Raw genomic sequence first — 23,687 nt, 5'->3', positions numbered from 1 at the left:
GGGATCTCGAAGATGTGTACAGCAGAATTTCAATAAAAATCCGAATTTGTCTTTCTTTACATCCGGTCCAGAACCACCGATTCCTCCGGAATACTCGGGATCCCGCCCGACTGTGTCGTGGAGATGCTTGCCGCTGTGCAGGCGAACTGACCGATAAATCTAAGTTCTTCCGTGCCGAGCTCTTCCGGCGCTTTTCCTGTCTTTAACAGTCTGGACACCGCGCTTCCTCCGAAGATATCCCCGGCTCCCGTCGTATCGATGGGCTTTACCTTGGGGCACTTCGCATAGGCAGCGCCATTCTGATTTGCAAGATACGCCCCCTTAGGTCCCATAGTGACCATGGCGAGGTGGATTCCAAACTCGTCGAGAAGCTTCTCTGCCGCCTCCTTCTCGTCCGTGATCCCCCAGAGGAATTCCACCTCCTCATCGCTGATCTTCACAACATCCGCATGGGCCAGCCCCCATAAGATCTGCTCTTTCGCCGCGTCCGTTGTCTCCCAGAGCGGAAGTCTTAAGTTTGGATCAAAAGTAATGAGCTTTCCATGCTCTTTCGCATATTCCACACACTTTTTCGTCGCCGTGCGGACCGGATCATCGGTAAGACTCAGGGTTCCGAAATGAAAAACCGATGCCTCATCGATCATGGTAAGATCGATCTCCTCAAAGCTCAATTTCGTATCCGCTCCCGGCTTTCTCGCAAAGCTGAAGGAACGGTCACCTTCCGGCGAAAAAGTCACAAATGCCAGTGTCGTAAACACGGACGGATCTGTCAGGATCCCCTTTGTCTCAATTCCGGCTTTCTCAAACGTCTTTACCAGCAGTTTACCAAAAGCGTCATCCCCGACTTTTCCGAGAAATGCCGTCTTCATTCCATATTTATTTAACGCTGCAAGGAAATTTCCCGGTGCACCGCCCGGATTCGCCTTCATCGTCGGATAGCCGTCCGAGTCCGTCTCCTTCGCCGCAAAATCGATCAGAAGCTCACCAAGAGCGATCACATCGTACATTCCAATACCTCCCTGCACTCACGTTCAAGTAATTCAATTTCGTCTTCTCCGTCCAGGATCTGGAATCGGATCCGGTTTACATGTTTTTCAAATGGCTTTAGAATTTCCGTCGCCCCGGCGCGGCCATCAAACCCACAGTTTGTCGGCTCCAGCGCCATCGCAAAATCGCCGGCTGCCAGACTCTTCCACTGGGTCAGGTAGGGGATCACAGATTTTTCAAAACGAATGCAGAGCCCGATCTGCAGCTCGTCATTGACAAATGCCGCAAACGTATTTCCATTACGATCCGCTGCCAGCTCATGCTGGAATACCTGCTCCGGCGCATGCTCCACCGGCTCCTCCATGACGTTCCAGGCCGCCGCGCCTGCCTTTGCGTCCGCATCTCTCGGACCGCAGAAGATCGATGGCATCACGACCCGCAGCCCCGGCACCAGAAACGGATATCCGGCATTGCAGTGATAGAGAAAGCAGAGCGGCTGGTCCTCAAATCCCTGGTTCTCGATCTCGTCCGTGAACACGATCTCGTTCTTTCCATAAACCGTCTCCACGGTTCTTCTCAGCACCAGATTTTCACCGAAGATCCGCGCTTCCCGCATCTCCCCAGACACCCGGATCTTATACTCCCCGTTCTCCCAGAATGCGTCCATAGAGATCTTTTCCGATGGAGTTGTCCGCATCCGTCCGTGAACCGGATATTCCACACCGTCCACCACCCGGTTTCCGTGGACATTTCCAAGGCCGCAGGTGAACATCGCGCCGCCCATAATGGAGCGCACCGCCTCGTCTCCCGCAGTATCATAGGGATTTCTCCCCTGAAGCCCCGGTTTTGTGAGGAGACTTAAGTTGATCCCCTTATACCGGATCCAGGCCGGGTCCAGGCATTTATCGAGCATCAGCGGAAGCTCCAGCGGTCCATTATGGATCATCGCACAGCGAAGTCCCGCTGCCCGCCCGTCCTGAAATTTCATCTGACGGACTCCGGCGACCTGATCCATATGACCGCAGACCGCCATCAGTGTTCTCTGATCTACCATCTATTTTGCCTCCGGATACTCGTTGCAGAGCAAACGGTACGGTGCTTCATCCTCCTCGATCTCCGGGAATCTTCCCATTTTCTCGTAGAAGCGGTTATCCACGTTGTCATCGTTGCACTGGCTGACCTCGCCTAAAAGAACCGGGCCGCTGCCCTCTTCCACCTCGAAATCATGGTACATGTACGGGTAGATGGAAATGCTCTCACCGGGAGTCAGGCGCACCTGGGTGCCGGCCGGAACGACCATCTCTCTGCCATCCACATGGACATGGACATCGTTCACCTTGTCAAGGTCCTCATCCTTTGTCGAATTATATACACGGATCAGGACATTTCCGCCGCCGCGGTTGATGATGTCCTCCATCTTGGACCAGTGGAAGTGCATCGGGGAGTACTGTCCCTCTTTGATATACAGGAGTTTTTCCGCGTAGGATTTTGTATATTTGTCCTTCATTTTCAGGTTTCCGTTCCGGATCGTGATCAGGGAGAACCCGACTTTATCAAAATCCCCGAGACCGTAGTCTGTGATATCCCAGCCTAACATATTGTCACGGATCTCATCGTAATCATGTCCTTTTTCCTTCCACTCTTCCGGTGTGAAATTACAGAACGGCGGGATCGCAAATCGGTATTCCCTGATCATCTGTTCCATCTCTTTTAAAGCCGCGTTGATCTCACTGCGTTTCATACAAATGTCCTCCTGTCCCTTATATGCAGGAACGCCGATCCTTTCGGCCCGGCGTTCCATTGCGTTACATGTTTCAGTAACTGTCCGTCGCGCGGAAGCTACCGTTATTTTAATTCATTTTCGTGCCGGTTTCCAGTTTATTTTCCTGCCCGGCACCTTTTCTTTCATTCAGGGCCATCATTCATGCGCTGCACGAACTGTAACCATTGAAATTCTTTATCAGTTCGTAACTGTTCCGTACACAGTTACATCAGTTCTTTTTCAGAACAGATACGCCTGTATCGCTGACAGCGCCGCCGAGCTCTTCGCCCTCTAACGCTCTGACTGCTGCCTTTACGCCCTCTTTACCCATAACATCAGGGTTCTGAGCCATTGTGCAGAGGAGATATCCGTCATTGATGAGGTTCATGATCGCATCAGATTTATCGAAGCCTACGCCTACGATGTCTGTCTTTCCGGATGCCTTGATCGCATTACCGGTACCGGTCGTGGATCCCTCGTTACATCCGAAGATACCTACAACTCCCTGTGTGATGTAGTTTTCAGCGATGGTCTGGGACTTCGCTGCATCGCCTTCGCCGTACTGGGTCTCCATAAGCTCGTAGCCCTTTCCTTCGAATGCAGAGCGGAAGCCTGCTTCTCTCTTAACGGTGGAGTCTGTTGCTGCGTTTACGTTTACGATACCGATCTTACCGGATGTGATGCCTGCTGCCTCGAGAGCCTTGATCATCTCATCGCCTGCTGTCTTACCAGCTGCCTCGTTGTCTGTGGAGAAGGTTGCCTCTGCCTCTACGTTTGCCGGAGAGTCAACATACACGATCTTCACGCCTGTGGAAGCGGCTTCCTTTAATGCGGAAGAGATCGCGTCCGGGCCGTTTGCCGCTACGATGATCGCCTCATAGCCGCCTGCGACTGCGTTGTTCACGCACTCGATCTGCTGAGCATCATCCTTTGTGTTCGGGGACATGAAGCTTACGGTTACGCCAAGTGCCTTTGCCTCTGCCTGAGCGCCCTCATTTAAAGTTACCCAGTGCTGGTCGATGGAGTCCATGGTGATCAGCGCGATTTTCCAGTCCTTTGTTGCTGTCACGTCAGTTGTTCCTGCTGCATCCTCAGTGTTGCCTGCCTTGATGACAGAAACGCCTGTATCCGTTACAAGACCGCCAAATGTCTCACCCTGAAGCGCACGGACAGCTGCCTCAACACCGTCTCTACCCATGAGATCCGGGTTCTGAGCCATTGTGCAGAGAAGATATCCGTCGTTGATAAGGTTCATGATCGCGTCGGATTTATCGAAACCAACGCCGATGATGCCTGTATTGCCGGATGCCTTGATGGCATTACCGGTACCGGTCGTGGAGCCCTCGTTGCAGCCGAAGATGCCGACAACACCCTGTGTGATGTAGTTCTCAGCGATGGTCTGGGACTTCGCTGCATCGCCTTCGCCGTACTGGGTCTCCATGAGCTCAAAGCCTTTTCCTTCGAATGCCTTACGGAATCCGGCTTCTCTCTTGACTGTGGAGTCTGTTGCTGCGTTTACATTTACAATACCGATCTTACCGGATGTGATGCCGGACTCTTCAAGAGCTTTGAGCATCTCTTTACCGGCTGTCTCACCAGCTGCCTCGTTATCGGTAGAGAAGGTTGCCTCTGCCTCCACATTTGCCGGGGAATCAACGTATACGATCTTAATGCCCGCGTCCTTTGCTTCCTTCAGTGCGGAAGAGATCGCGTCCGGGCCGTTTGCCGCTACGATGATCGCCTGATAGCCGCCTGCGACTGCGTTATTTACGCACTCGATCTGCTGAGCGTCATCCTTTGTGTTCGGGGACATGAAGCTTACTGTCACGCCGAGCTCTTTCGCCTCTTCCTGAGCACCCTCGTTTAAGGTTACCCAGTGCTGGTCGATGGAGTCCATGGTGATCAGCGCGATCTTATAATCGCCGACTTCTTTGGACGGAGCACCTGTGGTGGACTCTGCCTCTGCAGACGCAGCTGCGGATTCTGCAGGTTTCTGGCTGGAACAGCCGGTGATGCTGGCTGCCGCAAGGGCTGCACAGCTTAACAGTGCGAACAATCTCTTTTTCATAAAAATCCTCCTTAAGATTTTCTTATATGTAACTCCCGTATACCATGGGAGTTAGATATCCATGTAACGATATTTCCGGACCAGCATCCTGCTTATTCTCATGCAGGACCGCGGACCGACTGTTGCTGCAAAATGCCGCAGACACAAAACAGTTTTTTCTCTGTCTTATTTGGATGCTTTCTTTCCGAAGTTTCCGGAACGAACGACAACATCAAGAAGTACAGAGAATACAACGATGATACCGATGACAAGTCTCTGGATGCCGACCTGTGCACCGATCATGTTCAGACCATTCTCCAGTGTCTGCCATACAGCCGCACCGGCAAAGGTTCCGAGCAGAAGTCCTGTTCCGCCGAGCGGGGAGATGCCGCCGATAACGCCGGCCGCAACGCCGTACATCTCGTACATGTTTCCTGCTTCCATGTTGCCCATTCCTGCCTGTGCGCAGAGGATATAACCAACGACACACGCGCAGACAGCACTTACCAGATATGCCTTAATTGTTGTATTTACAACATTCACACCGGACAGTTTCGCAGCATCCACGTTGGAGCCGATCGCGTAAATATGTCTTCCTGTGCGCGTCTTTGAGAGCAGGAAGAAGAAGATCAGAAAGATCACGAGAGCGATCCAGAAGGTGTTGTAAACACCAAGTGTCTTTCCATAGTAGAAGACGTTCTGGAACTTATCCCCTGCTTCCTTTCCGATACCTGTGGCGATGGCATCCGTGTTTCGGTTGTTGTTGACCATGTAGGCAACGCCTCGTGTCACGAACATGGTACCCAGGGTAGCGATGAACGGCGGAAGCTTGAACTTTCCGACTAACATTCCGTTGATCACTCCGGTAACCAGGCAGCACGCCATCGCAACCGCCATCGCAACGAACGGATTGACGCCCATCGCCATCAGGGTTGCCGAGATCATGGCGCTCATTCCGACCATGGAACCGATCGAGAGATCGATGTTTCCGGTGATCAGAAGATAGCTCTGTCCGACGCCGATCAGAAGGTACTTTGACATGGAACGCAGAAGGTTCATGACGTTCTGTCCTGCAAATACTTTACGGTCGATGAGACCGAATGCTACATAGATGATGATCAGTCCCGCGAATGCCGTGATGACCGCGCCCATTCCGCGTGTCCCCAGGATCCGCTTTACTGTACTCTGCTTCTTTTCATTCATTCTCCTGTCCTCCCTCAGCTAACCTGTTGTTTCTTCTCAAATTCGGTAGCGAACTTCAGAACCTCATTCTGGCTTGTTTCCTTCGCCATGACTTCGCCGGTGATCTTTCCGTCGCACATGACGATGACGCGGTCCGCGATTCCCAGGACTTCCGGCATCTCCGAGGAGACGAACATAACGGCAATGCCCTGTTTCTTTAACTGGTTCATCAGGTTGTAGATTTCGACCTTCGCGCCTACATCGATGCCTCGTGTCGGCTCATCGAAGATCACGACTCTGGAATTTCTCGCCAGCCACTTTCCGACAACCACTTTCTGCTGGTTTCCTCCGGAAAGATTGCCCGCGTTGACCTCCACCGTCGGGGTCTTGATCAGGAGGTCCTTCACCGCCTTCTCGCAGAGGTCGTCCTCCTTTTTACTGCTGATCACGCCGAGCTTGCTGCAGATGAGGTCCAGGTTCGGGAGTGCCAGGTTATGACGGATGCTGAGTTTCGTGCAGAGACCGTCTTTTTTCCGGTCCTCCGGCGCCAGTACGATCCCGGCTTTGATCGCGTCCATCGGACAGGTGATCTTCACTTCTTTTCCGTCCAGCCAGATCTCCCCGCTGGTCTTCGGGTCAACGCCGAAGATCGCTCTCGTTGTCTCGGTACGTCCCGCTCCCATCAGTCCCGCGAATCCAACGATCTCGCCCTCATAGAGGGAGAAATTGATGTCGCGGACGAGATGTCCGGCATTTAAGTTTTTCACCTCGAAGATCTTCTTTCCTTTCGGGCAGGAGACTCTCGGGAACTGTTCCTTGATCTCACGGCCGACCATGTTTGCGATGATCTGTTCCATCGTCATATCTGCGAAATTTCCGTCTGTGATATACTGACCGTCACGCATAATCGTCACCCGGTCCACGATGGCCTTCAGCTCCTCCAGACGATGGGAAATATAGACGATTCCGCAGCCGTCTGCCTTTAACTGGCGGATGATCCGGAAGAGCTCCTCGATCTCTTTTGCTGTCAGGGAAGAAGTCGGCTCATCCATGATCAGGATCTTCGCGTGGATCGAAAGTGCCTTCGCGATTTCGACCATCTGCTGTTTGGATACCGGGAGATCGCCGACGGTCTGTCTCGGGTCGATGTCGATCTTCAGATCTCCTAGGATCTTTGCCGCCTCTGCCTCCATCTCCCGGTCATTTAAGACGATCCCGTTGACCTTCTCTCTTCCGAGGAACATGTTTTCCGCAACCGATAAGTGGCGGCACATGTTTAACTCCTGGTGGATGATCGCAACGCCGACGGCCTGTGCCTGCTTCGGTGTCAGATTGTCATATTCCGTTCCGAATATGGTCATCGTTCCGCTGTCTTTTGTATAAACACCGCTTAAGATCTTCATCAGTGTAGATTTTCCTGCTCCGTTCTCCCCGAGAAGCGCCATGACCTCTCCCGACCGGAGTTCGAAATTTACATGATCCAGGGCTTTGACGCCCGGGAATGTCTTGACGATGTCTTTCATTGAAACAATTACTTCGCCCATCTTCTCCCCCACTTTCCAGTTTTTGTTTCTCGTTTGATCCGGTCTCCCGGGTCGTTTTATGTATGCGAAAATGTGCCATGCACATCCTTTTGTGGCTATATTTCTAATGTTTTTCCTGTAACTGCAGGGATTCCGGGCAGTTACATTCTTTTTGTGGTTTCTCCGCAAATCCCGGCATTTTCATTTTTTACAGGTTCATGGCAACACAGAGTGCCGCGATATCTCCGATCGATTCCCCGAGTCCCGCCGGAACGATCCGGCAGATCTCTACGCCCGGTTTCAGTGCTTCTTTCCTGATCTTTTCTTCCATGGAAGCTCTCAGATACTTCTCCGCCCGGACGAAAATACTTCCAATGACGATCACCTCCGGATTTAAAAGGTCGATCAGGATCGCCAGCATGCTTCCAAGATGTTCTCCTGTCTGCGCCCAGATCTGCAACGTCTCCGGATCTCCTTCTTCCGCCCGTTTTCCTAGCTCCGCCGCGGTTCCTTTTCCGTACTGGGCAATCCCGCCGCCGCTCACATATCCTTCGTACGAGCCGGACTTTCCGTAGCCAACGTGTCCATCCTCAAAAAGCCGTACATGACCGATCTCCCCGGCCAGCCCGCATGTTCCTTCGTAGAGCTTTCCATTTAAGATCAGCCCCGCGCCGATCCCGGTCCCGAAGGTAAGAAAGATCATGTTCTCCGCGCCTTTTCCGGCTCCGAACTGCCATTCCGCCACGGCACAGGCATCCGCATCATTTCTTAAATATGCCGGAAGTCCGAACCGCTCCGTCAGCATATCCGTGATCGGAACTTCGTCCCATCCCGGAAGATTCGGAGGTCCCAGGATCACACCCGTCCTGCTGTTTAACGGTCCGCCGCAGCTGACGCCGATTGCTTTCGTCTGATCTGTTTTCAGATCCGCAACGCTCTGAAAGATCATTTCCAGAGTTTCTCCCTTCGTTGTCGTCGCGAATCGCTTCTTTTCAAGGATCGTTCCGTTCTCGTCTCCACGAACGATGGCTGTTTTCGTCCCGCCGATATCGATTCCTATGTACTCGTTCATATAGACCTCCCCTGTTAGTTCCATCTTACATGAAAAATGTCCCCCGTAACAGAGGACAATCCTACGGTTATGGGGGACAATATTTTGATGTATACAACAGGACGGGGCAGCTCCAATCCTACCTCACAATTCTCTTAAACTCACTCTTCTCATACACTGCCGCCACCTTCCCCTGCTCCACGACGAGCAGTCGGTCCGAGATATCAAGCGTATCGGAGATACTCGCGGTGATCATGAGTATCGCCGTCCCCTGTTTCTGGATCTGGCGCAGCACATTTAAAATTCTCATGCGGCAGAACATGTCGCCCTTTGCGAGCGGCTGGATGCAGACCATGATCCGCGGACGCAGAAGATTCATCTTATGATAGAGCAGGGCAAACTGGTCTTCCTGCGGAATATCGCGCACACAGGGCGCGTCGATCACCGGCCCCACGAGCGGCAGATATTCTGAATGGATGCTCCTATAGATCTTCCCCGGAATCAGGCTTTTTTTGAGTTTCCGGTCCAGGAGAAATGTCAGGTTCTCCATGTAGCTCCCATCCAGAAACAGCAGCCGGTTTACCCCGTCCGCCGGGATCACGGCGATCCCCTCATCGAGATAATCCGCCGCTTTTTTCTGCGTGTAGGTCACATGTTCCACTGTGATCCATCCTGATCTGCACCGCTTCTTCCCGGTCATCAGATCCATCATGTCCCCTGCGATCTTATTCTCCTTGTCGAGGATCGTCATACACTCACCGCGGTGCAGGATGAAGCGAAGACCATTTAAATTTCCGACTCCCACGGTGTGAAAGTGCAGGATCCCGTCATCCTCGGCATCCTGATCATTCTCCGTGGACATGATCTTCCATTCTGAGATGTACGGTGCCATCTTTTCGTCCGTCATCTCATCCCGCTCAAAGACCTTGTAGATGTGACCGTCCGAAAAAAGTGCGGTCCGGTCCGCGATCTTAAAGAGCTCTTGGTGGTGGTTTCCCACATAGAGCACGGAGATCCCCTCTTTCCGGATCTTCTTTAACATCTGCTGGAACTCGAAGAGCTCATACTGGCTCAGATAGTTCGCCGGGTTGTCCACGATAATGAGATGACAGCCCGAAAGCAGCGCCTTTCCGAGCTCCACAAAGCATCTCTCAAGCTCTGTCAGGTTCTCCACTCTCTTTTCCAGGTCCACTTTCAGCCCTTTTTCTTCAAAAAAGCGGACCGCCTGGCTGAAGATCACCTGCTCATTGATAAAATATTTCCGGAAACCTTCCCGCAGGATAAAAAGGTTGTCCACAACGCTGAGTCCCTGCACGAGATGGCTCTTCTGCTCGATCAGCGCCACCTTGTTGGACTCGCCGCTGCTGTAGGCGTAGCTATTTACAACGTTTCCGTCATACCACACGGATCCCAGGCTGATCGGATCGTTCCGGCAGATCAGATCCACCATCTCTTTCTGGCCTTTCCGGTTCCGCGCCACCAGGCCAACGATCTCCCCGGCAAACATCTGGAATTCCAGATCATCTAAAAGCTGCTCCCCGTCCCGTTCAAGATCGACATGCGATATCCGAAGAAGTTCTTTTCTCATCGCCATCCTCCCTGACGATCCCCGTCGCGCACCAGCGGAAGCTCCACTATGACATCAGTTCCGATCCCCTCTTTGCTGTAGACATGGATTCCGTACTCCTCGCCGAAGAGGAGCCTGATCCGCCTGTTCACGTTCACCACCGCGATCCCGCCGCGGGCCGGCTTCTTCTCCTCCTCTTTTTCCGGGACATCTGTCTCCACATCAAGACGGCGCAGTTTTTCATTCAGTTCCTTCAGTTTTTCGTCCGTCATTCCGCGCCCATCATCGGAAATCCTGATGTAGAGCCGTTCCTCACTCGCACTGATCCGGATCACAAGATGACCTTTTCCGATCTTTCGCTCGATCCCGTGGTAGATGGAATTTTCCACGATCGGCTGCAGTGTCAGCTTCGGAAGTTTGCACTGCAGAAAATCCATCTCCGTGAAATCGTCGTCCGGATCCCGGTCATACTGGATCTTCAGGTCCAGTTTGGAACCGAATCGGAACTGTTGAATATAGTAATAATTCTCGATATTGGCAAGTTCGTCCTCCAGCGTCACGAGATTTTCCAGGTTTGAGATCGTGTAGCGGAAGAAGGTCGCCAGCGCCTCCGTCATCTCCGCGATGCTGTCCAGCCCCGCGATCAGCGCCTCACTCCGGATCCCCTCCAGCGTGTTGTAGAGGAAATGGGGATTGATCTGGTTCTGAAGCGCCAGATACTCCGCCTGTTTCTTCGAGATCGCGATCAGGTTGTTCCGGTCGATGATCTCGTTCAGGCGCAGGACTGCCTGCTCACTCTCCGGTGAAAACGGATAGCGGACCTTAAAAAGGTCCTCCATGACATAGCCCATGACAAACTGCTCATAGATCTTCCGAGTCTCCCGGTATGGGATCAGCACCGTCCGGTAGACGATCACCGCCAGAGCAGCGGAAAGCGCCGTAAATACAGCCGGGACCATCAGGGACTGCATTTCCCGGATGCACACCACCCACATTCTCACGAGGAATGCCCCGATCAGCCCGGCTGCGAGAAGTGCACACCATTTGATCCGGACGGACAGGTAATTTTTCTCATCGGTATATTTCTTCTCCATCATGAGTACAGCTTTCTGTATTCCTTGGGCTTTAAGCCCGCATATTTTGTAAAGGTCTTCGTGAAATACCGCACATCGCTGTAACCGACCTTCCCGCAGATATCGGCCACCGTGTCATTTGTCTCCTTTAAGAGCTTTTTTGCCATGTCCATGCGAACCTTCGAGAGGTATTCCAGAAACGTCATCCCCGTATCCTTTTTAAAGATCGTGCTAAGGTATGTCGGGGAGAGATCCACAACCTGACTGAGTTCTTCCAGCGTCAGCGGCTCTCCAAAATGTTCTTCCACATACTTTTTCACCACACGGATCGGCCGGTTTTCGTCCTGTCTCTTTAATCTCGCCGCCTTCTCGTAGGAGGTCGTGATCCGTCTCGTCAGATAATCGAAAAGCTCCGCCGCGTCTGCACAGTTGTCGGCGCTGACGCTGAAGTTCTCCATAAAGTTCTCTTCCACCGGAAGGCGGTACTTTTTCATAAAAAACAGGTACTGGTTGCAGATCTCTTTCGTCATCTGAAGGATCTCATGACCGCTGATCTCCTTTTCAGCCAGCATTTTCGTCTTCAGATAGATCAGTTCTTCCCTCACTGCAAAGGAATCCAGACTCTCCAGCGTGTGGGCGATCCGGTCATTAAACTTTGCGAAGCTCTCACTGTCCGCGAAGGACTCCCCGCTTTCGATCTTTCCTTCCATCAGCTTTCCCGTTCCTGCGAGCAGCCGCTCCTCGATGAGGAGTCTGGCATTTTTCAAGGAACTGCCGATCTCCGGGAGACTTTCCACGCCCTCTCCGAGTGCCAGCGTCACCGACAGGTTCTTTAAAATATCCCCCTGGACCCGGATTTCCGAGAGCAGGCCTTTCATCTGTCTCCGGATCTGCATCCGGTCCTCTGCGTCATAATTTAACAGAAAGAAATGGAATCCGTTGAGCTCCGTATTCTCTGTCTCCATAACATAGTCTTTTAAAAATCTTTCCGCCGCAGACTGGACTTTCTCCGCCATAAACTGGACATTCTGCTCCTCGTCGCAGACACGCCCATCCAGTTTTAAGATGGCGATGCAGAATTCCCCCGGCTCAAAACGATAGTGAAATTCCCGGTTGATCTCCAAAAGCGGCTGCGACAGGGTCTCCTTATTTCTTCTCCCCACAAGATCCTGTAAAAAGGCCTGTCTCAGGTTCTTCTCATCGCTTCTGATCGCCAGTCTGGTCTTCTCCTCCTGGCTCAGCTGTTCCGTCTGTGCCCGGAAACGGGTGCTGAGGCGTTTTAATGTCTCCGTCAGCTCGTCCTTTTTTATCGGTTTTAAGAGATACGCATTCACCCCGTACCGGATCGCCATCTGCGCGTATTCAAAATGGCGGTAACCGCTGATGATCACAAACTCTGCCTTCGGAGCTTCCTCTTTTCCCAACCGGATCAGGTCCAGCCCGTCATATCCCGGCATCCGGATATCCGTGATCACGATATCCGGGTGAAATTCTTTTATTTTTTCCAACGCCTCGATCCCGTTCTCGGCAACTGCGACAACCTCCATCCCAAGCGCATCCCAGTCCACAAGCTTCTCGATCAGCTGGCACACCTTGCTCTCGTCGTCGGCGATCAGTACTCTCAGCATCCGCAATTCCCCCCCCTGTTTCCCCCGAAAGTAATATAATTTCATTGTACCCCGCATGGGACATTTCCGTCAACCCATATGAATTACTGCCCTTTGCGTTTTTGGTCAGACCTTTTATTTCCACTTGACTTCCCCCACAACATCTGGTATATATAGCTTATACCGATCATATGACTGACGGATAAGTGGATAAACCACGTGAAGTATGATCGAAGAAAGCCGACCGTCTGGGCAATCATAGCGCAGACCGTGGGCTGTTTTTTTGCCCTTTTGTCTGATGGCGCATTCTGCGCCGCGCTGTGATTCTGTAACAGCTGAGATCTCCCTAAAGAGAAAATTTCCCATATGACGGATTTTGATAATGGTTCTCATTTAGAGTATTGTTTTTTCCTGTCACGATCTGTTATAATGGCGAAGCATTTCTTCACAACCGAAGATTTCAGAATGATCCCTTTTTAACAATATGTAATAGTAATGGAAACAAGGAGGAACCACCATGTCTGAACAGAATACCAGAAACGGAAACGCTGATGTTTTCAAAAAAGCCTGGAGAGGATTCCAGGGCGCAAAATGGACCGACGAGGTCAATGTCCGCGAATTCATCCAGAATAACTATACCCAGTACGACGGAACCGAGGATTTCCTCGCAGCTCCGACCGAAGCTACTGATAAACTCTGGGGACGTCTTCAGGAGCTCCAGAAAGAGGAGCGCAAAAAAGGCGGCGTCTTAGAGTGCGAGACTGAGATCGTATCCAGCCTGACTTCCTACGGCCCGGGCTATATCGACGAGAGCTTAAAGGAGCTCGAGACGATCGTCGGACTCCAGACAGACAAACCGTTAAAACGTGCATTCATGCCTTTCGGCGGAATCAAGATGGCTGAGGAAGCTGCCGAAACTTACGGATATAAAGTAAATGAGAAGTTCCACAAGATCTTCACTGAATACCACAAAACTCACAACCAGGCTGTTTTTGATGCCTACACACCAGAGATGAAGGCTGCCCGCCACTGCCACATCGTAACCGGTCTTCCGGACACCTACGGACGCGGACGTATCGTCGGCGACTACCGCCGTGTGGCCCTTTACGGTATCGATTTCCTGATCGAGGAGAAGAAGAAAGACCTGGATCTCTGCGGAAATGGCGCAATGTACGATGAGATCATCCGCCAGAGAGAGGAGATCGCAGAACAGATCCGTGCCTTAAAGGGCATGAAGGAGATGGCAAAGATCTACGGATATGACATTTCCGGCCCGGCAACAAACGCAAAAGAAGCGATCCAGTGGCTTTATTTCGGCTATCTTGCCGCTGTTAAGACCCAGAATGGCGCAGCTATGAGTGTTGGACGTATCTCCACCTTTATCGATATCTATGTAAACCGTGACCTCGAGGAAGGTACACTTACCGAGTCCCAGGCGCAGGAACTGATCGACCATATGACCATGAAGTTCCGTATGGTGAAGTTCGCAAGAATCCCGTCCTACAACCAGCTCTTCTCCGGCGATCCGGTTTGGGCGACACTGGAGGTTGCAGGTCTCGGACAGGATGGACGTCACATGGTAACAAAGACAGACTTCCGTTTCCTCCATACTTTAGAAAACATGGGTCCGTCCCCGGAGCCGAACCTGACTGTACTTTACTCCTCCCGTCTCCCGGAGAATTTCAAGAAGTACGCGGCAAAGATCTCCGTTGATACATCCTCGATCCAGTATGAGAACGATGATGTGATGCGTCCGGTATGGGGCGATGACTACAGCATCTGCTGCTGCGTATCCGCTACCCAGACAGGTAAGGAGATGCAGTTCTTCGGTGCCCGCGCAAACCTTGCAAAGTGCCTGCTCTACGCGATCAACGGCGGTAAAGACGAGAAGTACAAGACAAAGGACGGAAAGCCGATGCAGGCTGGTCCGGAGTACGCACCGATCACCTCCGAGTATCTTGATTATGACGAGGTGATGCATAAGTATGACCTGATGATGGACTGGCTGGCAGGAATCTATGTAAACATCCTGAACCTGATCCAGTATATGCACGATAAATATTACTATGAGGCAGCCGAGATGGCTCTCATCGATACCGATGTACGGCGTACCTTCGCAACCGGTATCGCAGGCTTCTCCCACGTGGTAGACTCCCTCTCTGCGATCAAGTACGCAAAGGTAAAGGTTGTCCGCGACGAGAACGGTATGGCGACAAGCTTCGTAACAGAGGGTGATTTCCCGCGTTACGGAAACGATGATGACCGTGCGGATGATATCGCAGTTTGGCTGTTAAAGACATTCTTAAAGAAGGTTAAGAAGTACCACACCTACAGAAATTCCGAGCCGACTACTTCGATCCTTACGATCACATCCAATGTGGTTTACGGTAAGGCAACAGGCGCTCTCCCGGATGGCCGTGCAGCGTTCACACCGTTCGCACCGGGCGCAACTCCGTCCTACGGCGCAGAGCAGAATGGTCTTCTTGCTTCCTTGAACTCCGTTGCAAAGCTTCCGTATGAGTACGCTCTCGACGGAATCTCCAACACTGAGACGATCGCTCCGGGTGCTCTCGGACATTCTGAGGACGAGAGAAAGAACAACCTTGTCCATGTTCTCGACGGATATTTTGACCAGGGTGCTCATCACCTCAACGTGAATGTATTCGGTCTTGATAAGTTAAAAGACGCGATGGAACATCCGGAGAAACCGGAGTACGCAAACTTCACGATCCGTGTTTCCGGTTATGCTGTTAAATTCATTGATCTGACAAGAGAGCAGCAGCTGGATGTCATTGCAAGAACTTGCCATGAGGCAATGTAAAAAAATATATTTCTTCTTAAAATGAGTCAGGATATACCTCGCAGGTCTGACTGTTACCACATCAGTCTCTGTGAACATGGACTTCGACTCACATAACAAAAATCAGCCGGGAACCTGATGTTCCTGGCTGATCTTAGATTATGAATGATATACCCGCACCGCACTTTTTGAATACACCGATCGATCGAATCATCGAGAAAGGAATCTGATATGGAAACAACAGGCTACATTCACTCCATCGACAGTTTTGGCTCCGTAGACGGTCCCGGCGTCCGCTTTGTGACATTTCTTCAGGGCTGCCATATGCGGTGCCGGTATTGCCACAACCCGGACACCTGGAAATTGGCCGGAAACCGCGCGGATGCCTGTCCTCAGTCCGGCGATCCTGCCTCTGCCGCTTCCGGCTGCAATTATAAAGAAATGACCCCGTCCGCCCTCTTAAAGCAGGCACTTCGCTATAAACGCTACTGGGGAAAAGAAGGCGGGATCACTGTCAGCGGCGGCGAACCGCTCTTACAGCTCGATTTCATGACGGAGCTTTTCCGCCTTGCAAAAGAAAACGGTGTCGGCACGGTGCTTGACACCGCGGGACAGCCGTTTACAAGAACAGAACCATTTTTCTCAAAACTTTCGTCTCTCATGGAGAACACGGACCTTGTGATGCTCGACTTAAAACACATCGATCCGGAAAAACACCGCGCGCTCACCGGTCACACCAACGAGAACATCCTGGACTTCGCCAGATACTTAAACGAGATCGGCAAACCCATATGGGTCCGCCACGTCCTCGTCCCAGGCGTGACCGACGATGAAGAAAACCTTCGCGGTATCCGCGCGTTTTTAGACACACTGTCCAACGTGAAAAAGGTGGAAGTTCTCCCGTACCATACGCTCGGGATCTACAAATGGGAGTCCCTCGGCATCCCGTATACCTTGAAAGATGTGGATCCACCGACGGCGGAATCTGTGAAGCGGGCGGAGGAGATTTTGGGGTGTCAGAAATAAGTTTTGCTAATAAAACACGTACTGTCTAAAGTTGATTTTATCCGACTTAAACCAGTACGTGTTTCTTTTATCTTTTCTGATTATAAATTTCCTTCAGATTCTCGATCGCAAGAACCGGATCCATCGTATGAAACATCATGTAATTTCGTTTCATAACTTCGACCGGCGCTTGTTTATATATCTTTCTACTGTCCTCACCGCTGTAATAATGCCAATAACGGTAAATATAACCGATCCAATACAGAACATCTTTTGAATATACTTCTCCGCCGACTAAACTTTCTATCTTGGAATTTCCAATGACCTCATCTAAAAGATACTCTTCTCCTGCCCATTGCATACGATTATACTCAGAATCCAATGCTTTTGCCGTTTCAGAATTCATGAACAATTTAATAAATTCCATACTACTGTAATTATGATCAGCTGACAGTTCAAAAAGTCTTCCCTGTATGTCACAGAGTTTTAAAGCTATCTCATTCATTGTTTTCCTCCGGCTTTGGCGTTATCCAGGATTTCATCAAAAAATAGTCCCTCACGGCGATAATTCTTACAGATATCGTTTGCAAGAGAAACTCCCCGTGCACGATTTTCCTCTGCAACCTCCTTAATAAATGCTCTCTCCAAATAGGAAAGCTCTATTTCCGCTTCAATATGGATTGCATCACATCCTCTTTGTGACACCGCAACGTACTGACTTCCCAATTGCAATGCAGAAAAACTGTGCACCAATGCTGCATCTGTGATATTTCCAATAAAGAAATTATCAATCACATAAAACATCCTGTCATTTGCAATGCTTCCAATAAGCAGATCTTTTCCGGCTGCCATATTCCGATACTTGTTATAAAATTCAGTATCCTTTATGCTCTCCATTCTTCCCCTGTTATATGCTACAAGCATTGCCCACTCAATATCTGCTGGTACATTCAGCAATTCAAGCTCATTCACATCGACAGAAACGATATAAAATTTTGATTTTTCATAGTCACAAATCAGTGTCAACGTCTGACCTGGATCTGTTCCCATATAAAAGCCTCTGCCAAAATCACACTGTTTCCGGCTCTTCGGCTCAATAACTCCTTCTATGCCGGATTTCGATCCATGATAAAGCAGCACCTTTCCGTGAACAGCTTCTATTTTTTTTGCCGCTTTCGCAATTTTCTCCAACGTCATATCATAAACCGGAACTGCCCGTGCCTTACACAGCTCATGCAATCTCATCTGCGCCAGTTTATTAGGAACAGCCCGGCCGTTTTCCCAGCGATTCACGGTTGCAAAAGACACATTCATATGCTCTGCGAACTCGGTCTGACTCATGTTCAAATAAAACCTGATTTTTTTAATCAAATTTTTCATGTCGCTTCTCCAAAATATAACATTATTTATAATGTAAAATATATCAGATGTTATGTTTCGTGTCAATGTATCTACCAGAATCCACTTCATACCATGCTGTCAATATGTTGTCGTTTATTCTTTGCATCTTTTTTACTTCTCTCAAAACACGATAAATATCTGTTTGTGAACTACATCGGCAATTGAATTACCGAGCATCTGATTACGAAGCATAACTTCGTCGAAAGCGAGCCTGTTTCTGTAAGTCTCCGCAAACGCACAAATGCCGATAAAGCTTGATAGGACAGGCATTTTCGGTTGAAGTCAAAACATATAAGTTTCTATTTCCCTACGCATCCCCACGCAGAAATGGCGTAAAAATGGCGTAGAGGAACCGGCGATACGCAGTTGCGAAAATCGCCTGCTGCAACATTACTAAGAATATTCAAGCTGCCCTGCGCACAAGCAGGGCAGCTTTTTTATCTGCGCACCGGCGTGGAGAGATACAAGGCGTTTCACTCTGCGTTCGTTTGCGTCGCAGTGTCCGGTGCGAAATATTTCCGCCATGGGAAGCGGTCGCAAAATGTCCAGTGCTCTTCATAGAACGCGGAGAATCGCCCGATGACATAGCCGTTGATCAGCGCGCACAGCCTGCAAGCAGTATTCCGCCATGCCGAAGGTGACGAAGCTCCACACGGGAGACAGCCAACGGTAAAGAAGGTATGCAGGCGCGACCACCATGGAAACGCCGAAGTCGGCCTTTTCCATCAGGACAACGCCCCGCGCGACAAATACGATGCCGAATACATAGGCAAGCTCCGTGCTGAATGTTCTCTTCATTTTTGATCCTCCAAACAAAAAATGAGCCTTCTCCGTTTGGTATAGAAACGGAAAAAGCTCATTTATATTGTACCACGCCTGTCAAGCGGCGCAGAACTTTGGCAGCGCTATGCCTCATCCTCCGCCAGCATCCGGTATCCGACGCCAAGCTCATTGATGATGTAGCGCTTTTCACCGGGCGTCACGCCCATTTTCTTGCGGATGTTCTTCATGTTGACTTGCAGCTTCTTGACGCTGCCATAGTCTGAATACCCCCAGACCGAGCGGATGATGGCGGCATACGTCAGCACCTTTCCCGCATGGACGGAGAGAAACGCCATGATGTTGTACTCCGTCTGAGTCAGGTCAATCTCCTCTTTGCCAACAAAGACCTGCCGCGTATCATAGTCGATCAGCAGATCCTGAAGGTGGAATTTTCCGCCGGGGGAGCTTTCTTCCTCTTCACTGTGCCGATGACTGCGGAGAACGGCGCGGATACGGGCCAGCAATTCCTCCGTGCCAAAGGGCTTGGTGATATAATCATTCGCCCCCAGATCCAGGGCTTCCACCTTATCCCGCTCGTTGGAACGGGCGGAGAGCACAATGATGGGCACGGTGTCCGATTCCCGGACTTTCTGAATCAAGTCCAAACCATCCCGATCCGGCAGGCCGAGATCCAGAACGATGAGATCCGGACGATGGGAGGCGTACATCATTATGCCGAGCGCACAGGTCTCCGCGCAAAGCACCTGATAGTCGCTGGTTTCCAGATTGGCTTTGATAAAGCTTCGGATGTTGGCCTCGTCCTCTACGATCAGGATCTTGTACTTGTTATTGCCCATCGTCCTCACCCCCTCTTTCCAGCGCAAAGCGGAATACCGCACCGCCGCCCTTTCTGTTTTCTGCGGTAATGTCACTGCCGTGCGCTTTGACGATGGCAACGCACACAGATAGCCCGATCCCCATATTGCTGCGTGTCCCGTCCACCGGCGCGGCGGACTTTTCATAGCTCCCGCTGAAAATCTTTTGGAGCGCATCCTCCGGAATGCCGCAGCCGTTGTCGGCGACCTCAAATACCGCCTTGTCTCCCACGAGAGAAACGGAAAGCATCAGCTCCGTCATGCCTTTTGCATGGAATACAGCGTTTTCCAGAAGATTCAGCAGCACTTGCTCGATGAGAAGCGAGTCCATGGGAATATCCACAAACTCGTCCGGTATCTGCGTGATGACCTTCTGGTTCGGATGCTTTTTGGAAAACTTCATGAGAACCGAGTCGATCAGCTCATCCAGAACAGTCGGCGTCTTCACAACCTCGACCTTTGCACCGTCGATCCTTGTGACGGACAGGAGATTTTCGACCATGCGGATGAGCCACTCGCTGTCCTCCTGAATTTCTCCCAACAGCTTGAGCTGCTGCTCCTTTGGCAGCGCGTCATACTTGGAGATCAGCGTGGAGGATGACCCGTATATGGAGGTGAGGGGCGTGCGCAGATCATGGGAGATTGCCCGCAGCAGATTGCCCCGCATTCTCTCCTTTTCATTTTCTGAGCGCAGCTTCTCCTGATCGCGGATGCGAATGTTCAGAGTACTGGTGGAAACGGCGACGATGAGCATGATGACGGCGGACAGGATACTTTCCTCCACAAAAAAGTCGAAGGCATAATAGGGATAGGTGAAGGCGAAATTCACCGCAAACACACTGACGATAGCCGAAGTGATGCCATAGCAATACCCATGCGTTTTCAGCGAGATCAGAAACACACCGAACACAAAGATCATGGGCACCAGCGTCTGCGTGGTAAAGAGCTTCTGAATCAGCAAATTGACGGCAAAGGCGCTGCCAAAAATAATGATTGAAAATAAAATATCCTTTTGTCGTTGACGGTTCTTCATCATGTTTCTCCTGTACGATACTGCGACATTATTATACCGCAGAAACGGAAACGCTTCAAGATTTCTCACAGGGGGATATTGCGCCGCACTTGTTTCTTTACCGAATCTACACCGGAGAAATGCTATGATGTAAGCACATAGCAAAAAGAAGGAAGAAAACCGTGGAAAACGACAGTAGCGACGACAACGGTAACCGCTCTTATATGGTCTGTTCGTATGTCGCATATCTACGCCCTTTGCTGCGGTATCGGGTATAGGCGTGTCTTTTTTTGCTTGGTACGATAATACGAACAGAACATAAAGGAGTTTTATATGAGTTATTCTATTGCATCTTTGCTGCTGATACAGATTATTTTGATTGCATTAAATGCCGTGTTCGCCAGTGCAGAGCTGGCTGTATTGTCTGTAAACGAATCGAGAATCAATCGCCTTGCCGAACAGGGAAGCAAAAAAGCAAGGCGATTGAGAAAGCTCACAAAAGAACCGGCGAAATTTCTGTCTACAATTCAAATTGCTATTACATTGTCCGGTTTTCTTGGCAGTGCATTTGCAGCCGATGGCTTTTCAGACCCGCTTGTTGATTGGCTTATCGGTCTCGGCGTGACGCTGCCCCGAAACACGCTGGATACTTTGTCCGTAATTTTTATTACGCTTGTTCTTTCTTACTTCACGCTGATTTTTGGAGAATTGGTTCCCAAGCGAATTGCCATGAAAAAAGCGGAGGCATTGTCGCTTAAGGTGTCGGGTATTGTCAGCGGAATCTCGATCCTGTTTAAGCCGATTGTGTGGCTGCTATCCGTTTCAACAAATGCCGTGCTGAAAATGCTTGGTGTCGATCCTGATGAATCAGAGACACATATTTGCGAAGAAGATATACGTATGATGGTTGAAACAGGTGGTGAAACCGGGGCGATAGATAAAGATGAGCAGAATTTTATACAAAACGTGTTCAAGTTTGACGACCTATCGGCCAGAGAAATCCTTACGCATCGCACAGACCTGATCATGCTTTGGTTGGAGGATACAGACGACACATGGGAGAAAATCATATGCAGCAGCAACTTTTCACGGTATCCCGTTTGTGACGGCTCCCCTGACAAAGTTGTGGGCGTGCTGAATGCAAAGGTTTATCTGAGAGAAAAGGACAGAAGTCGGGAGAAGGTTATGCGTTCAGCGCTGGAACTGGCCTACTTTGTACCGGAAACGGTGAAAGCCGATGTTCTATTTCGGAACATGAAGCAGACGCATACTACATTTGCTTTTGTTTTGGACGAATATGGCGGTCTGACCGGCATTGTTACAATGCATGATTTGATTGAAGAACTGGTCGGTGAAATTTGGGACGAACATGACGAGGTGGAAGAAGATTTTGAAAAGCTGGACGAGAATACCTACCGCGTGGACTGCTCCGTCAGCTTGGAGGATTTTATGGAATTCTTTGATGTCAAGCTGGAATCGGACAGCGTTTCCGTTGGCGGATGGGTCATGGAGCAGCTCAATAGAGCCCCCATCAAGGGAGACTCCATCACCGCACAAAATTTGGAGATCACAGTCTCCGGGCTGAGCGCATATCGGGTATCCTCTGTCACAGTCAGGCGATGCGGCGTATGTTTGGCCTGCGCACAATAAATCCATCGCACGATTCACAAGGAGTGAGGAAGATGTCAGAAGAAATGGTTTGCAGAAAGCGTCGTCTTTCGTCTTTTCAGATCATCATATTGGGCTTTGCAGGGGTGATCCTGCTGGGCGCGCTGCTGCTGATGCTGCCAATTTCTGCGACAGCTCGGTGTGTAACGCCGTTCAATGAAGCGCTGTTTACCGCGACCTCCGCTGTTTGTGTAACGGGTCTTGTGGTGCAGGATACCGGCAGCTATTGGTCGGCCTTTGGTCAAGCGGTGATCCTGACGCTGATTCAGATAGGCGGGCTTGGTGTTGTCACCGTGGCGGCATCGTTTGCACTGCTGTCCGGGCGAAGGATCTCTCTGATGCAGCGCAGCACCATGCAGGACGCCATCTCAGCGCCGAAGGTAGGAGGGATCGTCCGGCTGACACGGTTCATCCTGCGGGGAACACTTTTGATCGAACTGATCGGTGCGCTTGCCATGCTGCCGGTGTTTTGCCGCGACTATGGATGGCACGGGATCTGGTTGGCGGTATTTCACTCCATCTCCGCCTTTTGCAACGCAGGGTTTGACATTCTGGGAACAAACAACAACTTGTATCCGTCCCTTACCGGTTACGTCCAAAATCCGGTGATCAATATCACGATCATGCTGCTGATCATAACCGGCGGCATCGGATTCTTAACGTGGGATGACATTTGCGAAAACAAGCTGCACATCCACCGTTATCGAATGCAGAGCAAGGTCATTCTCGTTACAACACTCGTGCTGATCGTCCTTCCGGCACTGTTTTTCTTCTTTGTGGACTTTGATGCCCTTCCCCGCGGAGAGCGGGTTCAGGCAGCCTTGTTCCAATCGGTCACGCCGAGAACGGCGGGCTTCAACACGGTAAATCTATCCGCAATGTCCGGTGCGTCGCAGGGCATGATGATTCTTCTGATGCTCATTGGCGGTTCTCCCGGCTCCACGGCAGGCGGCATGAAAACCACCACGCTGGCAGTTCTGCTTGCCAATGCTGCCGCAACCTTCCGTCAGCGGGACAGCGCCCAATTCTTTGGGCGCAGAGTCGATTGCGGTGCCGTCAAAACCGTTGCGACCATTCTGACGATGTACCTTGCGCTGTTCTTTGGGGGAGCCGTCTTTATCAGCGTGTATGAGAATCTTCCGCTGTCCCCCTGCCTATATGAAACCGCGTCGGCGGTGGGCACCGTGGGACTGACTCTGGGTATTACGCCGCAGCTGCACATTCCCTCGCAGGCGGTATTGATCGCGCTGATGTATCTGGGCAGGGTCGGCGGACTGACGCTCATTTATGCGGCGGTGTCCAGCAAAAAAAGCGGCAATGCAAAGCTGCCGCAGGAAAGAATTACGATTGGATAAGTAAAGGAGT

Annotated in this window: 19 protein-coding genes and 1 riboswitch; of the genes, 4 read left to right on the top strand and 15 right to left on the bottom strand. The window is 50.9% G+C overall.

Features of this window, described 5'->3' with window-relative positions; translation table 11 throughout:
* Positions 1-56: 56 nt before the first annotated feature.
* From DXA87_RS13030 to DXA87_RS12985, 10 genes are all read right to left on the bottom strand, one after another.
* Positions 57-1,007, bottom strand: coding sequence for a carbohydrate kinase (locus DXA87_RS13030; protein WP_117504761.1), 951 nt, complete (start codon positions 1,005-1,007; stop codon positions 57-59).
* Positions 995-2,041, bottom strand: coding sequence for an aldose 1-epimerase family protein (locus tag DXA87_RS13025; protein WP_117504759.1), 1,047 nt, complete (start codon positions 2,039-2,041; stop codon positions 995-997). The genes DXA87_RS13030 and DXA87_RS13025 overlap by 13 nt, the downstream gene beginning before the upstream one ends.
* Complete coding sequence (locus DXA87_RS13020; RefSeq protein WP_021905645.1) at positions 2,042-2,728, bottom strand: D-lyxose/D-mannose family sugar isomerase; 687 nt, start codon at positions 2,726-2,728, stop codon at positions 2,042-2,044. It lies immediately after the preceding gene.
* Positions 2,729-2,978: 250 nt separating this feature from the next.
* Positions 2,979-4,817 (bottom strand): substrate-binding domain-containing protein, encoded by a 1,839-nt coding sequence (locus DXA87_RS18750; protein WP_117504757.1) that lies wholly within the window; start codon positions 4,815-4,817, stop codon positions 2,979-2,981.
* A 165-nt stretch (positions 4,818-4,982) separates the two neighbouring features.
* On the bottom strand, positions 4,983-5,999 hold the full coding sequence (locus DXA87_RS13010; protein ID WP_117504755.1) for an ABC transporter permease: 1,017 nt from the start codon (positions 5,997-5,999) through the stop codon (positions 4,983-4,985).
* 14 nt (positions 6,000-6,013) lie between these two features.
* Positions 6,014-7,522: a sugar ABC transporter ATP-binding protein gene (locus DXA87_RS13005; protein WP_117504753.1), complete on the bottom strand. Its 1,509-nt coding sequence runs from the start codon at positions 7,520-7,522 to the stop codon at positions 6,014-6,016.
* 187 nt (positions 7,523-7,709) lie between these two features.
* Positions 7,710-8,573 (bottom strand): ROK family protein, encoded by an 864-nt coding sequence (locus DXA87_RS13000; RefSeq protein WP_117504751.1) that lies wholly within the window; start codon positions 8,571-8,573, stop codon positions 7,710-7,712.
* Positions 8,574-8,691: 118 nt separating this feature from the next.
* Complete coding sequence (locus tag DXA87_RS12995; protein WP_242998073.1) at positions 8,692-10,140, bottom strand: ATP-binding cassette domain-containing protein; 1,449 nt, start codon at positions 10,138-10,140, stop codon at positions 8,692-8,694.
* Complete coding sequence (locus DXA87_RS12990; protein ID WP_347473139.1) at positions 10,137-11,216, bottom strand: histidine kinase; 1,080 nt, start codon at positions 11,214-11,216, stop codon at positions 10,137-10,139. The genes DXA87_RS12995 and DXA87_RS12990 overlap by 4 nt, the downstream gene beginning before the upstream one ends.
* Positions 11,213-12,820, bottom strand: a complete 1,608-nt coding sequence (locus DXA87_RS12985) for a response regulator (protein WP_117504747.1) — start codon at positions 12,818-12,820, stop codon at positions 11,213-11,215. The genes DXA87_RS12990 and DXA87_RS12985 overlap by 4 nt, the downstream gene beginning before the upstream one ends.
* 160 nt (positions 12,821-12,980) lie before the next feature.
* A riboswitch (ZMP/ZTP riboswitch) is annotated at positions 12,981-13,060 on the top strand.
* 256 nt (positions 13,061-13,316) lie between these two features.
* On the opposite strand from DXA87_RS12985, the gene pflB reads away from it, so the two are divergent.
* Together pflB and DXA87_RS12970 are read left to right on the top strand one after the other, a co-directional pair.
* Positions 13,317-15,620, top strand: coding sequence for a formate C-acetyltransferase (pflB, locus tag DXA87_RS12975; RefSeq protein ID WP_117504745.1), 2,304 nt, complete (start codon positions 13,317-13,319; stop codon positions 15,618-15,620).
* A gap of 210 nt (positions 15,621-15,830) precedes the next feature.
* A complete protein-coding gene (locus DXA87_RS12970; RefSeq protein WP_117504743.1) occupies positions 15,831-16,625 on the top strand; it encodes a radical SAM protein in 795 nt (264 codons plus the stop codon).
* A gap of 67 nt (positions 16,626-16,692) precedes the next feature.
* Here DXA87_RS12970 and DXA87_RS12965 read toward each other — a convergent pair whose 3' ends face one another.
* The 5 genes from DXA87_RS12965 to DXA87_RS12945 form a co-directional block, all read right to left on the bottom strand.
* The gene (locus DXA87_RS12965) at positions 16,693-17,109 is read right to left on the bottom strand and encodes a hypothetical protein (protein WP_117470467.1); all 417 of its coding nucleotides are present in this window, start codon (positions 17,107-17,109) and stop codon (positions 16,693-16,695) included.
* Positions 17,106-17,984, bottom strand: a complete 879-nt coding sequence (locus tag DXA87_RS12960) for a DUF3990 domain-containing protein (RefSeq protein WP_117504741.1) — start codon at positions 17,982-17,984, stop codon at positions 17,106-17,108. The genes DXA87_RS12965 and DXA87_RS12960 overlap by 4 nt, the downstream gene beginning before the upstream one ends.
* Before the next feature lie 576 nt (positions 17,985-18,560).
* Positions 18,561-18,803: a hypothetical protein gene (locus tag DXA87_RS12955; protein ID WP_117470469.1), complete on the bottom strand. Its 243-nt coding sequence runs from the start codon at positions 18,801-18,803 to the stop codon at positions 18,561-18,563.
* Between the two features lie 107 nt (positions 18,804-18,910).
* On the bottom strand, positions 18,911-19,624 hold the full coding sequence (locus tag DXA87_RS12950) for a response regulator transcription factor (protein ID WP_117470470.1): 714 nt from the start codon (positions 19,622-19,624) through the stop codon (positions 18,911-18,913).
* The gene (locus tag DXA87_RS12945; RefSeq protein ID WP_181968545.1) at positions 19,614-20,678 is read right to left on the bottom strand and encodes a DUF4118 domain-containing protein; all 1,065 of its coding nucleotides are present in this window, start codon (positions 20,676-20,678) and stop codon (positions 19,614-19,616) included. Before DXA87_RS12945 ends, DXA87_RS12950 begins: the two co-directional genes overlap by 11 nt.
* 309 nt (positions 20,679-20,987) lie before the next feature.
* Here DXA87_RS12945 and DXA87_RS12940 point away from each other — a divergent pair, with 309 nt between their 5' ends.
* Together DXA87_RS12940 and DXA87_RS12935 are read left to right on the top strand one after the other, a co-directional pair.
* Positions 20,988-22,304: a hemolysin family protein gene (locus DXA87_RS12940; protein WP_117504737.1), complete on the top strand. Its 1,317-nt coding sequence runs from the start codon at positions 20,988-20,990 to the stop codon at positions 22,302-22,304.
* A gap of 32 nt (positions 22,305-22,336) precedes the next feature.
* On the top strand, positions 22,337-23,677 hold the full coding sequence (locus tag DXA87_RS12935) for a potassium transporter TrkG (RefSeq protein WP_117504736.1): 1,341 nt from the start codon (positions 22,337-22,339) through the stop codon (positions 23,675-23,677).
* Positions 23,678-23,687 lie beyond the last annotated feature (10 nt).

Source organism: Desulfotomaculum sp. OF05-3 (assembly GCF_003435535.1).
Lineage (GTDB): Bacteria > Bacillota > Clostridia > Lachnospirales > Lachnospiraceae > Pilosibacter > Pilosibacter fragilis.
Note: the sequence above shows the minus strand (reverse complement) of the source record. Positions and strands in the feature narration are given on the sequence as shown.